This is a genomic window from Ralstonia sp. Ralssp135 (assembly GCF_047304345.1).
In the GTDB taxonomy this organism is placed as follows: Bacteria; Pseudomonadota; Gammaproteobacteria; order Burkholderiales; family Burkholderiaceae; genus Ralstonia; species Ralstonia chuxiongensis.
Window position 1 is genome coordinate 36,213 of sequence record NZ_JBGLYZ010000022.1, and the last position, 13,458, is coordinate 49,670.

Consider the following 13,458-nt stretch of genomic DNA (forward strand, 5'->3'; position numbering starts at 1 on the left):
GCAGGTGTCGCCGTCATGCTTGCTAGCCCAGCGGATGGTTTATGACGGGTCAACACATCGTCGTGGACGGAGGGACGACTATTAGCGATGGAAGTTGACGCACGTCGATGATTTGCAGCCGGCGCCCGTTGAGGTCATTCTGGCGTACACATCACGAAACGCGAGATGTATTGCTCCACTACTGAAGGGAGCGCACGTGCCACATAACATTCTCGCGAGCGGAGGAAAAACCAGGGTGCTAAGCGGGGGTAAAAAGCACCGCGCCAAGCTGGCGCGCCCGCAAACATTACGTAGTGCTTAAAGCCTTGCAGTACAGCGGTTTCTGGAGGGGCTCGCCCCCCAGAATCCAAACTTTTCAGCGAGTTTGAAACGCTTTCATTTCCTCGCCACATTCTAGCGATTTGAAATAGTTATTGCGCCGCGTTCCCGAAGTTGTTGCGCCGCTGTCCCGGAATGCCTTATGACCACTGGGTTTCCGGGGCGGCGCAACAACTAATTGAAACACCAAGCTAGGAAGGCAGACGTCCGGGTTTGCGTCTGCTGTTCTTCTCCACAGAACCCATCTCATGCGCTCAGCGCGCCCCCAGCGCATTTGAGCGCGCTTTCCCACCTCCGCGTCAAACTTCACTCGCGCATCGAGATGCGTATATCGCCGAATGCGTCCCTCGTCGACTAACGGCGGATTTCTACTGCGCGTTACATCTAAGACCTGGCCTGCGCGGCCTGCCTGCCACGCCATGTCGCCAGCGTCGCTCCCAGTCGCCAATACGCCAATACGCAGCGGCTCGTCGCTCCACACTCTTGTCCAAGTGGTTCGTGCTCTGGAGCGCGAGCAGTGGTTCGAGACCATTGCCACTGTCCCGACTATCAACCCGCTCATGCTGACTCGAGCCGCTGCGCTTCGTCAGCGAGCAAGCTAGCCACGCGTCAAAAATTCGGCCTGAAGCCGTTCGCCAAATAACCTGCGGATTTGCATCGCCGCACCCCTCATCGGCAGGGGTTGTCGTTGATTTTGAATTTGCTCCCCTCGGGCCGGCTAGAATATCCAAAAAAGCGAACATAATCCCTCTGGGGGAGGTGCGCCGTGGCGAAGAATCAAATACAAAAAGCCAGTGCTGCTTTTAGCGCGCTGCCTGACCCTACTCCGTGGCCAGGAGCGAATGCTCGCTTGCTGGGACTGGGCTTAGGGTTACCGGTTTCTTCTATTGACCGCCTTGCTCAGTTTGGTGCGACTGAATTCGAGCGGTTTACCCTCGAATGGGCAACTGGTTATCTCGCCAAACAATTGAATGTTGTCGAAGTGCAGCAGCGAGGCGGCTCTGGCGACAAGGGGCGGGACGTTATCGTATGGCTCGACCCAGTCGACGTGAAACCTAGGCGATGGCATCTATACCAATGCAAGCACTATGATGCCAATCTTGGTCTGCCAAAGGCGGGCGGCGAAATCGCGAAGGTGCTGTTCTACACTCACGAGGGGGACTACACGGCGCCGGAAAAGTATTATTTTGTGACGCACAAAGGCATAACCTCTCCATTCCAAGACCTTCTCGACGACCCAGATAAACTTAAGCAGGAAATCATTTCGAACTGGGACACTTACGCCAAGTCAATCACCACAAAGCACGTTATCACCCTGACCCCGGAACTCAAGAAGCACATAGAAGAGTTTGACTTCAGTGTTTTCCGCGCGAAGCAACCTCATGAGCTACTCGCAGAGCACGCGAAAACTCAGTTTCACCTCACGGTCTTCGGCGCGCCGCTAATAGACCGCCCACCGCCCCAATCCCCACCCTCCACCGTGGCGGCTACGGAGACACGGTACATCCAGCAGTTGTACCGCGTTATCGGTCATGACATGGGCACCCCTGTTCAGGCCGCCGCAGACTTTCAGCACAGCCAGGCGCACCAAAAGATTTTCGAGCGTTCACGTGTCACTTTCTACTGCGCTGAAGGCCTCAAGGAGCTCGCTCGTGACCACATGGACCCCGAGCATTTCGAGTCTCTGCTAGACGAGTTCGATAATGGTCTCTACTACGCCTACACCGACCATGTGTCGCAGCCACTTGCCCGTATGAAAAGTACGGTACAAGCTGCGCAATCTCTACAGTTGGGGGCTCATCCTCTCGCACCGCACGTCACCACCAAGGACCGTGAAGGCATGTGTCACCAGTTGGCCAATGAGAACCTAGTTGACTGGTGTAACCCATGAGCAAACGCCAGCACGTGAGGCCATTCAATTCTGCCCTTGAGTATGGGTTGCGTACCCTGTTCATTCTGAACGCGTCCAAGGCCGCTCCAATAGACCTCCAGCGGATTGTTTCCTACGACTACCTCCTTGTGCACTCTGGAGATGTCGATGATGGGCCGGCGAGCCTGCATCCGGCCGTGCCTCATCGAGGGACGGAGCTTCTTGTGAAACGCAGCTTGATACAAGCCGGCCTTAATCAGATGCTTTCAAGAGAATTGGTTAAAGTGATTTTCTCCTCTGATGGATTCCTGTATCGGGCGACGAATTTAACAGAGCCATTCATAAATCTTCTAAAGTCACCATACGCGAAAGAATTGCAAAGCCGAGCACTATGGACTATCAAAGTCTTTGGTGGTTACACGAACGAGCAGCTTACCTCGTTTATGGAAGGTAATGTCGGTCGTTGGGGTGCTGAATTTGACCAGATTACCGCGGTTGATTTACTGGATTTGTGATGATGCTTCGGATAAGAAAGATACTTTTGCGTGGCCACGGTGTTGACGACGCGTACGTTGAATTCGAAAGTGGCGCAAACATTCTTGCCGGCGAGTCTGATACCGGTAAGAGCTTCCTGGTGCGTTGCCTAGACTATATTTTTGGCGCCGAAAAACTAAAAAATAATCTCAAGGAAGCGGCGCAATATACGCATCTCTTCGTCGAATTCGAGAACCCCGAGCAGGGCTTCCTCACGCTTGAGCGTCCCCTTAAAGGCGGGAACCTACTAGCGCACCAAACGCAAATTAAGGACATCAAGGAGGTGGGTAAGGAGATTGCTCCAGTCCGAAAAGGAACGAGCAAAGGCCCCGACGTCACCTCTGTAATATTTCCCTTCTGCGGCATCAAAGAGGCTCGGCTGCGCAAGAATGTTCGAGGCGAAACGCAACGCCTAAGCATACGAGTGCTCGCGCCGATTTTTCTTGTCGACGAAGTCTCCATCATTGATGAGCAGTCTCCTGTAACAGGTCGAACAGGATTCGACGATACGGCTCGCAAGCGCATGTTCTCGTTCCTGCTCTCTGGCAAGGATGACGACGGCATTGTCGCAGCTGAGAAGGACGAGGTTGTAAAAGCACGCCTTAAGGCGAAGCTCGAGCTTGTCGATGACCTGCTGCGACCGCTCAACGAACGCTTCGCTGCATCTGATAGAGATACGCCAACGGCTCCGTCAATTGAATTCGACGAGCTCATTGGCATCTTGACCCAAGAGCTTGAGTCGGTTACTGGCGCCACCGCCGCCTTGCGCGAGAAGTCTCAGGCGGCAATGACACGGAGCGTACGCGCCGATTCGCAATTGCTCGGCGTTTCAGAAATACTTTCAAAGTATCACCTTCTGAACGAACGGTATCGCACTGATTTGGAGCGATTGGACTTTCTCAGCGAAGGCGCCCACTATTTTGGCTCTCTCCAAGAGGTCCCTTGTCCGCTCTGCGAGCAGAAGATGCCACACGGGCATACCGAGGAACAGGGGACTGATACGGCGACCGACGGACAGTCGATTCGACGTGCCGCGACTGCTGAGGCCGAAAAGATTCTTGCGCACAGAGCCGACCTTGCGAGAGCAATCGGTAGTCTGGAGCTGCGGAGGGACGAACTCAGCGATGAAAAGCAGAACGCTGAGCTTGCTCTTTGGCTTCTCCAAGAAGAGCTTACCCAGACGTTTGCACCGAGGCTGGATGACACTGCAAAACGCCTTGAGCTGCTAGTCGAGCTACGTGCCGACAAAGAAGCTGAGCGCGCTGAACGTGAGCGCTGGTCAAGTCTGCTCGAACTCCGAGCAAATATTGAAGCCTCCCTCACTGAGCGCGGTCAAGTGAAGCAAGAATGGGATGCGTTGCCTTCTGAGCCTTTGCGTGGCCTTTGCGTAGAAATCGAAAAGGTCTTGGCCGAGTGGCACTGGAAGGGCACGCCTCGCGTTACCTTTGACGAGAAGGAGTTTGACATCGTTGTCGATGGGCAAGCGCGCCAATCTCACGGCAAAGGTGTACGGGCGGTGCTCTATTCGGCCTTTGTTATCGGTCTCCTTCGATTCTGCGCCGCAAACCAACTTCCTCACCCCGGTGTAGTAGTAATCGACTCTCCGCTAACCAGCTATAAGAAGAAGGCAGCCAAGGAAGTGTCAGGCTCTGACGAGCCAATTGAAGCCGGCGTCGAAGCAGGTTTCTGGCATTCGCTCACGCGCGTACCAAAGGACGTGCAAATAATTGTGATTGAAAATAAGGAGCCGCCGACGTCCGTCGCGGACGAAGTTCACTACGAATGGTTTTCGGGGGAGTTTGCCAACAGCGGCGAGCGAGCCGCACTAATTCCTGCCGTTACCGCTCAAACCTGAGCGTGCTGTGTCAGTTGTAACCAATTCATATTCCGGGGAGCGAACTATCCATGCATGAGAGAAGTGGTGCCGGTTCGACTGACGCAGAGCAAGCGCGCGCTGAGGCGCTGCAGCAGCGAGACTTGTTCATGGCAAGCGTCTCCAAAGAACTGCTGGAGGAGGAAGACTCGATTGGCAAAACGGTGACGCTGATGAACAGTGGCGCTCGTCCGAAGCTGCGCAAGATTTATGCGCTGGTCGACAAGCTTGTCGACGCTGCCGGTCCTTTCGTAGCTTGCAGACGCGGCTGCAGCGACTGCTGCCATATCAACGTCAACATCACCGAGGTCGAAGCGCAGCTTATCGAAGAGCAAACCGGGCGAGGATATAAACGACTATCAACACCAGTTCGGCATCCAGCGGACAAATTCACCGGAGTGCCGTGCCCATTTTTGGCGGACGGTGCTTGTTCGATATATTCAGTTCGACCATTCATGTGCCGGCATCACCTGTCCTTCAATTTGAACGCGTATTGGTGCGCCCCAGAGAGAGCACACTTGGCAGAGATGCCAATGGTCTCCTTTGGAGCTGCAAAGGAGGCTCACCGCTCCGTCACCCGCCTGGACGGGGGTGGCATACATGGTGACATCCGAGACTTCTTCCCTTGAGTTCGGCGCGGTGGCGGACAGGCTAGTTCCTGTCAGGCAGCGCGCGTTGAGATGCTGAGCTGCAAACCACTGACTTGTGGTCGCTGCTTTCGCAGGCCACGCAAATCACCGGAGTGCAAATGCCAGAAGCTGACATCTTTGCTGGTCTTCCAGCAGAACAGGATGAAGGTGTTGACGCCGCCGCACCACCCGAAGGCGAAGAGGCACTCGCAAAAAAGCTCGCCAAGGTCGAAAAGGAAAAGGCAGCGCTATTGAAGTCTCTTGCTGCAGGTGATTTCAGTACAACGCGGACCAGGGTGGCATTCATCCTTAACTTGTACAAGGACACGAGAAACAGTGACGTGACCTTGGCTATCAAGTATTGGGAACAATTCCAACCAGAGCTATACAGCAATCACGGAATCTTGCCTCAGAATCTCTTCAGGCTGGAACGATTCCATCTCATTGTTAGGGCCCGCGCGAAGATTCAGAACGAGTACGGTTTGTACCTTGCTGATGATGCTATCCGGAGACACCGGCGACGAAACGAAGAAGCGATGGAAGCGGACGTCGTCGCCGACGCTGCATCCCGAGGTGTTGTCCAGGTTTTCGCTGACGAAACAGGGAAAACGCAGCGCTTCGTCACTGTGGCGGCAATATGGGTGCTGGCTGGACGAGCGGTGTACGAGGTTACGCAAGCCGTGCGGGCATGGCAAAAGACATCTGTTTGGGCCAATAGGGAAATTCACTTTGCGAAGCTTGGCGCCAGAGATGCAGACGTTCTCCAAGAATTGCTCAATGTTGTAGTCAACCACAGAGCATTTCTCAGCTTCAAGGTCATCTCATACGAGAGAGAGGGGTCCCGCCGAAGTGTCGAGGACATCGTAGCAAGGTTGCACGAGTTCATGCTCGTAAGAGGCTTGGAACATGAGGTAGGTAGCGCTCGTGTCGGCCTACCTCTAGCCGTCACGGTGACGCTTGATGAGGAGCCCTCGCTAGATGAGATTGCCCGTAGTGACCTTAAAGCAGCGGTGGAAAGGCGCTATGACGAAGTCTTCGAGGGGCGAGCCAGCATTGATTCTGTCGTTTCAGTGCGCTCCCATGACAGCGTGCTTGTACAACTTGCGGACCTTATTGCCGGCGCCGTTAATCGACGACTTAACCATGTCGCGGAACGCGGCGTGAAGGACGATATGGCAGACGCCATCGTCGATGCCTTTGGTCTTGTGGACCGAGAAGAGGATATTGGCCTGGACGCGTTTGCGCGGCTTCATGTGTAGTGTCTGCTCTCCTGTCCGCGCATCCCTTAGACCGCTTCCGCCGCGTTGGGACATTTTCCTGACCGATGAGAGGAAACATGACCCGAGTCCGTCATCTTGAAATTCGCAATTTCCGCTCGATACAGACGCTCGATTGGACACCGTCCAACGGCGTGAACTGCCTTATTGGGCCGGGCGACAGCGGCAAGTCGACCATACTCGATGCCATCGACCTGTGCCTTGGAGCACGGAGAAGCGCACCTTTCGGTGACACGGACTTCTTCGGCCTAGACGTCAACCGGACCATCGTGATTGCGGTCACGCTCGGCGCACTACCCGACGCGCTGAAGAACATCGACACCTACGGAGAGTTCCTTCGCGGATTTCACCTTGGCACGGGTCTGCTTGAAGACGAGCCACGCGCAGGTCTTGAAACGGTTCTGACGCTGAAGCTTGAGGTCAAGGGCGACCTCGAGCCAAGTTGGACGCTTCATTCCGAACGAGCCGCCCACCAGCATCTGGAACGGTCTCTGGCCTGGAAGGACCGCAGCCTCCTAGCACCGGCCCGAATCGGCACCTACGCAAACACGAACCTGTCTTGGGCTAGGGGCTCGGTATTAAACCGGCTCACGGAAGAGCGCGCGAACCTTGGCTCGGAACTCGCCGGCGCGGCACGCGCCGCCCGGGCCACCTTCGGCGCACAGGCGGCCGCGCAGCTCGCCCAGACCCTGCAAGTGGTTACGCAGACAGCTACCGGCCTGGGCGTAGAAGTTGGTGCGAGCGCTCAGGCGCTACTTGATGCTCACTCGGTGTCGATTGGCGACGGTGCTATCGCGCTCCACAGCGAGACCGGCATTCCTCTACGCTCGCTGGGTACCGGTTCAGGGCGGCTCCTTGTCGCAGGGTTGCAAAGGGCAGCAGCAGCGGCCGCTACAGTCGCGCTGGTAGACGAAGTCGAGTACGGACTTGAGCCGCATCGGCTCATGCGACTGCTCGATTCACTCGGGGCGAAGGACCCAACCCAGCCCCTGCAGGTCTTTATGACGACCCATTCACCGGTGGCGCTCCGGGAGCTCTCTGGCAACCAGCTTTTCGTCATGCGGCAGCGTTCGGGCATCCACACAGCCACATGCGCTGGCACGGACGATGGCATCCAGGGCACATTGCGGAAGGCGGCCGAGGCCTTTCTGTCCAAGTCCGTCATTGTCTGCGAAGGTGCCAGTGAGGTTGGATTCGCTCGCGGGATGGACCAGTGGTGGGTCCACTGTGGGGCGACGTCATTCCTAGCCCATGGCGGCTCATACGTGGACTCAGGAGGAGGAAGCCCGGACCAGTGCTTTATACGAGGCGAGGCATTCCTCAAGCTAGGCTATCGTGTGCTTGTCTTCGTCGACGCGGACAAGCCTGTTTCAACCGTCGGGCTCGTCGAGAGATTCGTTGCGGCCGGCGGACAGTACATCACGTGGCAGCCCGGCTTGGCGCTCGAGGACGAGCTATTCCGCCATTCAAGTGATGACGCCGTGCACGAGCTGCTGACTAAGGCGGACGAGATGATTGGCCGCGACCTCATGGCCGAGCACATCAAGTCGAAGTCAAACGGGCATGTCACCTTGGAGGCCATAGAGGCCGAACGGCTAAACGGCGGCTACACGCCAGCGAGCCGAACGTTGCTCGGACTCGCCGCTCGCAACAACAAAAACGGTTGGTTCAAGTCCGTGAGTGGCTTCCAGGAAATCGCCAGAGACATCGTCGGCCCCCACATAGCGAATGCTGAGCCGGGCTTCATCGAAGTCACGAACCAGCTCTGGAGGTGGACGAGTGCCGCCGCCTGAAATCGACATCTTTCAGGCGCGCCTAGGCTCAGTTACCGCCCCAGCCGGATGCGGTAAGACCCAGCTCATCGCGGACGCGCTCACTCAGCACACAGACAACAAGCCAGTCTTGGTGCTGACGCACACCAACGCTGGAGTGACAGCCCTACGTGCAAGGCTCCAGCGCGGTGGCGTCCCGAGCTCAGCGTACAGGGTGTCTACCATCGACGGTTTCGCGATGCGGCTAGCGGACAAGTTTCCGCTCCGCGCGGGCCTCGACGCGCGCGTTTTGGAACTGGCCAACCCGAACGCCGATTACCCCGCTATCCGAGGTGCAGTGCAACGGCTTCTACAGGTCGGTCACATCAGTGACCCCATAGCCTCGACATATTCGCGCTTACTGGTCGACGAATATCAGGACTGCAACACCGCGCAGCATGCCATCGTCTGTTCCGTTGCGCAGATATTGCCAACTTGCATCTTCGGGGACCCGATGCAGGCGATATTCGGCTTCCGCGACCCACTGGTCCACTGGGAGCGTGAGGCGCAGGCTGCGTTCCCGCCCATCGGCGCACTGCAGACCCCTTGGCGATGGCGACTCGCAGGCATGGACGCACTGGGTGCCTGGCTGCTTCAGGCCCGCGCGGCACTACAAGCGGGTCAACCTGTGGACCTGCGTGGAGTGCCAGAGGGAGTCCAGTGGGTTCAACTGACCCGAGGCATGGAAGTGCAGCAGCGACTCATGGCCGCCCGGATAGAAGCGCCAAACCGAGACGGCCGCGTTTTGGTGATTGGCGATTCCATGAATGCCAACGGCCGCCATCAACTCACAATGCAGACGCCGGGCGCCACATCCGTCGAGGCCGTCGACCTGAGGGACATGGTGAACTTCGCCCGCCAGTTCGATTTGACGAGCCCCAACGCGCTACGACAACTGGCCGAGTTCGCAGCTTCAACGATGACCGGGGTAGGTGTCGCAAACTTGCTCGCACGAGTCGAAACGATACGAGGCGGCCGAGCCCGTACGCCGGCGACAGCTGCGGAGGCCGCAGCTGCGGCGTTCATGGCGGCTCCCAGCTACACGACCTCGATTGAGCTGCTCCAGGCCCTCGCGGACCAACACGGTGCTCGTGTTTACCGACCCGAAGTTCTGCACTGCTGTATTTCAGCGCTAAGGTCGGCCGGGGGTGAAGGTGGGTTCATTGGCGCAGCGACGCAGGCTCGCGAACGGAATCGCCATTTGGGGCGACCGCTGGGCCGGCGAGCCGTTGGGAGCACGCTTCTTTTGAAAGGGCTGGAGGCTGACGTCGCGGTCATTCTGGAGCCAGAGCGCATGACTGCGCAGCACCTCTACGTAGCGCTCACGCGAGGTGCAAGGCGAGTCGTGGTCTGCTCGTCGACGCCCTTGCTAACGCCGGCCATGGGCCGTTAGTAATCGCTTATTCAACAATCGAAGCGGAACTGAATGGTGCCAACGTCAGGCGTTAACTAGTGTGACCTCCTCCCGCCTCCCAAGATGCGTATTAAGGTACTCGAAGGCGACGATGTTTGGGGCGATGCCTAGCTCGTCAACCCAAATCCGTATGGCGACCTCCTTCTGGGCTAAGGCAGGTAAGACCGCTGCAGAGAATCGTTCAGCCAGTTGCCGATACCCGCGTTGTGCCAGAACTTCATGCGCGAGAACGTGGGCTTCACTCCCGGGGATAACATGCAAAGCGAAAGCCCATAGAGCTGCAGCGGCCTCTCTATTGTCCGCCTCGTTTTCGCGAATCTCGTTCCAACGCTGGAGCATCATTTGCTCCCAGTAGCCCCTCCTCTCGGGGCAACGCCGTAGCTCCTCCGGGACAACTATCAGGTGCTCGAAGGCATTGTCTTGCTTCGTAAGACTGTCTTCCATGCCTGGCTGCCACGGCTCATAGTCACCGCGAACCACAAGAAGCGGAACGCCCTCGGCCAAAAATCTCCGTAGGTGTAGGACTTCATGCACGACTGAGCCGTCTGCTAGCGCCTTTGGCGCCGGCGTAAATATCTCCCCATGGCTCAGGTGTGGCTGACATGAGACTCGCTTGTCAGGACGAACCGTAACGACAATCGGGACGCCGCTCCTGTGCTCCACCTCTTCAACCAAATCGCGTACATGTCCGCTGAGCTTGGACAAATATTCATCCTGCATGTGGTTGCGTCCTCGCAAATTCGTTCACGTATGGCGCGTGCAAGAAACAAACCTTAGAACAGGTCCCCATGCACAGGACGCGATGAACCATTGTAGGCACTCATCACGGCGGCATCTTTCCGCACGTGTCTATCTCGTACTCCCACTCCTGCAACCAGGACTCTGCCGCCAGCTCGCCTCGAAGGGCGCCAAGGATGAGGTCGGTATCTGTTGTGCCTTCACCCGGCGGCAGTGACTGCTCCAGTTGCCGTGCGCGCATGATGACCACCTGCAGGCATTTGATTTCCCAGAGCAGCCTACGTACGACCGGGTCACGGCCGTACTGTCGCTGAATCTCCTGCAGACGCCTTCTGGTGAGCGGCGGGAAGCGGCGCCGTAGTGGAAACGACATTGTGGAATCCCCCAACGCGGTAACGCTACCGCCGGCCCCGCGACAAGCGCTTCAACGCCTGTTCTTCTTCCGTCGACCAACTCAGCGGTCGTTCCCATAGGGCGGGCTCCGCAAACAGCGCGGAATCCAGCGCATTCAATCTCGTTAGGAACGGCTTATCGATGCCCCATACGCGAGCCAACGTGAGGACGCCGTACGCCTGCGTGGCGATGTCTTGCAGGCGATAGATTTCCCAGAGCAAGTCGCGCACTTCCGGCGTTGGGTTGCTCTGCCAGATGGAACGAAGCGCCGCGGAAGAAAGCTTCTTGCGGTGAGTTGCGGGGGCGGAAAAGTCACGTGCTGCCATGGCCGAACTACTGTATATTTATCCAGTATCTGCGGCCAAAGGCATCCCGTCAACGAGCGCCTGCTCCATGTGGCGGATGAGCCGCCAACAACGCGTGGCGAGTGCAGCTGACCCTCGTCCAGGTGATGGCCAATAGCGGTCGACTCAACCAAGCAGGCAGCGCCCGTCTGAGTGCGCTCGAACAAAAATGATGCAAACAGAACAAGGGGTACGCATGCCCTCGCGAATTCCGCGGAGCGGCCATATGGCGACAGGCACGGCGCGCGCCGGTAGCAAGGAAGAGGCGCTACGGTTGGTGGGTTCGGGCGGTGTCGCGGCCGTCGAACTCGACTACGAATCTGGTTGGCAAGACGCAGTTGAGTTGGGACGGCTCGGCCGAGCAGTTGGCGTGCGTGTCGAGTTCCGAGGCCATGAGAGCATCGCGGTCAAATCCCCTGCTGCCCTGGTCGCTGGCCTTGCGCGCGCGAAGCCGTCGTTCCGGCAACGGAATCTCTACTGCCAGTTCGACTTGGACTTATTGCCCGCGGGCCAACTGGAGCAGCTCGAGGTCAAGGCCACAAAGCTGGGCGACTACATTTTGGGTGGCCACCTGCTGCGAGACGTCGACGCTGTCTGGTCCGAGTAGCTCAGTGCGCTGACCGCATTTCATCTCACCGGCAACCTGATGTGGCTCGCATCGAATTGGGAAGCAAAGCAACTCCAATATGCTTCCCCATTCAATGGGCGCTTCTATGCTGCCTTGCTCTCGGTTCTTGACGGAAGCGCGACGCGTGCTGCGGTTGAACTGGTCATCGACGGAACTCGTGGTAGAGCGGCGGACGGATACGCTCACTTGCTGGTCGTTGAGCCAGAAGGCGTGGCAAGTGACCCATTTGCTGCTCTTCGTATCCTTGGCGACATCTCGACGGGACTTGCGCAGGCTGTGAGCCCTGTGGATGAACATCCAGACCGACGGCGAGGGGATAGCGGTGAGCGCAGCTAGTATGAATCTGCAGTTGGCAGTCTGCCAGCGATTCAATGCACAGTATTTCGGTTGCGACCACATGCTGACGGTTGGCATCTCGCGCAACGTCAGGTCAGGACTGCGCCCCCTAAACGGCTTGCGACTCAAGCCAGAGGGGGAAACGTCGGGCTGGTACATCTGGGCGGGTGAGCAATTCTCAGAGGCACCGGATTTCTTCGTTCCTCTGCATGTTTCGCATCTGCTTACATGGGCTCCACAGGTCATGCCATATTTGGGGGTGCCACCAGGGTGGCGATTCCTCGTCACTGACGGGTACGAGGATGTGTGGGAGGACCCATATTTACTCCGGAGCCCATAACAGATGAACTACTTCTTTCTTGAGCCGGAGGTTGCGGGGGCGTTGGGTGAGAACACTGTTCTCGACGCTAGCACGCATCCACCCAGGGTCGAAAAATTGCATTTCGAGTTCAGCGGCTGGCTAGGAGACGCCATATTGGAGAGCTTCCCCTGCGTGATTGCAACGCTGTCCGCCTCGGAGGCCCTTGAACAAAGCGGCGTAACTGGGATTCAGCTTGCGGAACTGGAGGTGTCGACGTCGGTTGGGTTCCGGGACATGTATCCGGCGCGCGAAATACCGAGCTTTCGATGGCTGAAAGTCCAAGGAGAGGCCGGTAGGCATGATTTTGGTATTGCTGCAGACCTGCGTGTTGTTGTCTCTGAGAAAGCCTTGGACGTGCTCCGACCGTTTGGAATCGAACACGCTGTGACAGAACCATTTTTGCAGTGACACCAGCCATGAGGCTCGACGTCGAAGGTAAGGCCAGTGTCAGCAATCCGACACCAGCACAGATTGCCAGAGCGATTCGGTCGCTGAAAAGCTATGGGCGGTCCTCCTACGCCTCTTTGACGAATGAGTCAGGCGACTACATACAGGTCGCCGGGGGCGGCGTAAGTTGCATGGTCGAGCTATTCGACGCCTCAGCAGATGTTCGCTCCAGGGCTTTCCACGATAAGCCCAGCGCCGCCCGCCCTGATGGAACAATCTTGGTTTTCGGAGCAGGCAACCTTCCCATGCGCTCCGACGAATGGTTCATCACTGCCCAGCTTGTCGAAATCTTTCTGGCCTTCCAGGCTAACGCACCATTTCCGGGCTACATCCGCTGGCGTCCGGCGCCACCACTCTAGTTCCTGCTCGTAACGTGCTGCTGTGCGCAGTGTGACCTCTCTCCGTGCTGAGGTAGGGGACGCCCCCCACGTTTGCTCTATTGCGGCCACTTGCCACTGTGGCAAGCTATTCGCGCCAACAGTCAT

At 57.5% G+C, this 13,458-nt stretch carries 13 protein-coding genes; 10 read left to right on the forward strand and 3 right to left on the reverse strand.

What is annotated here, in order from left to right; translation table 11 throughout:
* The first annotated feature begins 1,084 nt into the window (after positions 1–1,084).
* The 7 genes from ACCD03_RS15930 (at position 1,085) to ACCD03_RS15960 (ending at position 9,705) form a co-directional block, all read left to right on the forward strand.
* Positions 1,085–2,209, forward strand: coding sequence for an ABC-three component system protein (locus ACCD03_RS15930; protein WP_413412242.1), 1,125 nt, complete (start codon positions 1,085–1,087; stop codon positions 2,207–2,209).
* Positions 2,206–2,703 (forward strand): ABC-three component system middle component 2, encoded by a 498-nt coding sequence (locus ACCD03_RS15935; RefSeq protein ID WP_413412243.1) that lies wholly within the window; start codon positions 2,206–2,208, stop codon positions 2,701–2,703. Before ACCD03_RS15930 ends, ACCD03_RS15935 begins: the two co-directional genes overlap by 4 nt.
* Positions 2,703–4,577, forward strand: a complete 1,875-nt coding sequence (locus ACCD03_RS15940; RefSeq protein ID WP_413412244.1) for a hypothetical protein — start codon at positions 2,703–2,705, stop codon at positions 4,575–4,577. The genes ACCD03_RS15935 and ACCD03_RS15940 overlap by 1 nt, the downstream gene beginning before the upstream one ends.
* A gap of 128 nt (positions 4,578–4,705) precedes the next feature.
* Positions 4,706–5,224, forward strand: a complete 519-nt coding sequence (locus ACCD03_RS15945; RefSeq protein WP_413412245.1) for a YkgJ family cysteine cluster protein — start codon at positions 4,706–4,708, stop codon at positions 5,222–5,224.
* Positions 5,225–5,343: 119 nt separating this feature from the next.
* Positions 5,344–6,483 carry a DUF3800 domain-containing protein gene (locus tag ACCD03_RS15950; RefSeq protein WP_413412246.1) on the forward strand — a complete coding sequence of 380 codons (1,140 nt, stop codon included), beginning with the start codon at positions 5,344–5,346 and terminating at the stop codon, positions 6,481–6,483.
* A 77-nt stretch (positions 6,484–6,560) separates the two neighbouring features.
* Positions 6,561–8,294, forward strand: a complete 1,734-nt coding sequence (locus ACCD03_RS15955; RefSeq protein WP_413412247.1) for an ATP-dependent nuclease — start codon at positions 6,561–6,563, stop codon at positions 8,292–8,294.
* Positions 8,230–9,705: a UvrD-helicase domain-containing protein gene (locus ACCD03_RS15960; RefSeq protein ID WP_413412248.1), complete on the forward strand. Its 1,476-nt coding sequence runs from the start codon at positions 8,230–8,232 to the stop codon at positions 9,703–9,705. The genes ACCD03_RS15955 and ACCD03_RS15960 overlap by 65 nt, the downstream gene beginning before the upstream one ends.
* Before the next feature lie 45 nt (positions 9,706–9,750).
* On the opposite strand, the gene ACCD03_RS15965 is transcribed toward ACCD03_RS15960, so the two are convergent.
* From ACCD03_RS15965 to ACCD03_RS15975, 3 genes are all read right to left on the reverse strand, one after another.
* Positions 9,751–10,446 (reverse strand): hypothetical protein, encoded by a 696-nt coding sequence (locus ACCD03_RS15965; RefSeq protein ID WP_413412249.1) that lies wholly within the window; start codon positions 10,444–10,446, stop codon positions 9,751–9,753.
* A 103-nt stretch (positions 10,447–10,549) separates the two neighbouring features.
* Positions 10,550–10,837: a hypothetical protein gene (locus ACCD03_RS15970; protein WP_413412250.1), complete on the reverse strand. Its 288-nt coding sequence runs from the start codon at positions 10,835–10,837 to the stop codon at positions 10,550–10,552.
* A 25-nt stretch (positions 10,838–10,862) separates the two neighbouring features.
* Positions 10,863–11,183 carry a hypothetical protein gene (locus ACCD03_RS15975; protein WP_413412251.1) on the reverse strand — a complete coding sequence of 107 codons (321 nt, stop codon included), beginning with the start codon at positions 11,181–11,183 and terminating at the stop codon, positions 10,863–10,865.
* Positions 11,184–11,427: 244 nt separating this feature from the next.
* Between ACCD03_RS15975 and ACCD03_RS15980 the strand changes: the two genes are divergently transcribed.
* From ACCD03_RS15980 to ACCD03_RS15990, 3 genes are all read left to right on the forward strand, one after another.
* The gene (locus ACCD03_RS15980) at positions 11,428–11,808 is read left to right on the forward strand and encodes a PHA-granule associated protein 4 (RefSeq protein ID WP_413412252.1); all 381 of its coding nucleotides are present in this window, start codon (positions 11,428–11,430) and stop codon (positions 11,806–11,808) included.
* Between the two features lie 700 nt (positions 11,809–12,508).
* The gene (locus tag ACCD03_RS15985; RefSeq protein WP_413412253.1) at positions 12,509–12,934 is read left to right on the forward strand and encodes a hypothetical protein; all 426 of its coding nucleotides are present in this window, start codon (positions 12,509–12,511) and stop codon (positions 12,932–12,934) included.
* 8 nt (positions 12,935–12,942) lie between these two features.
* On the forward strand, positions 12,943–13,332 hold the full coding sequence (locus tag ACCD03_RS15990) for a hypothetical protein (protein WP_413412254.1): 390 nt from the start codon (positions 12,943–12,945) through the stop codon (positions 13,330–13,332).
* Positions 13,333–13,458: the final 126 nt, after the last annotated feature.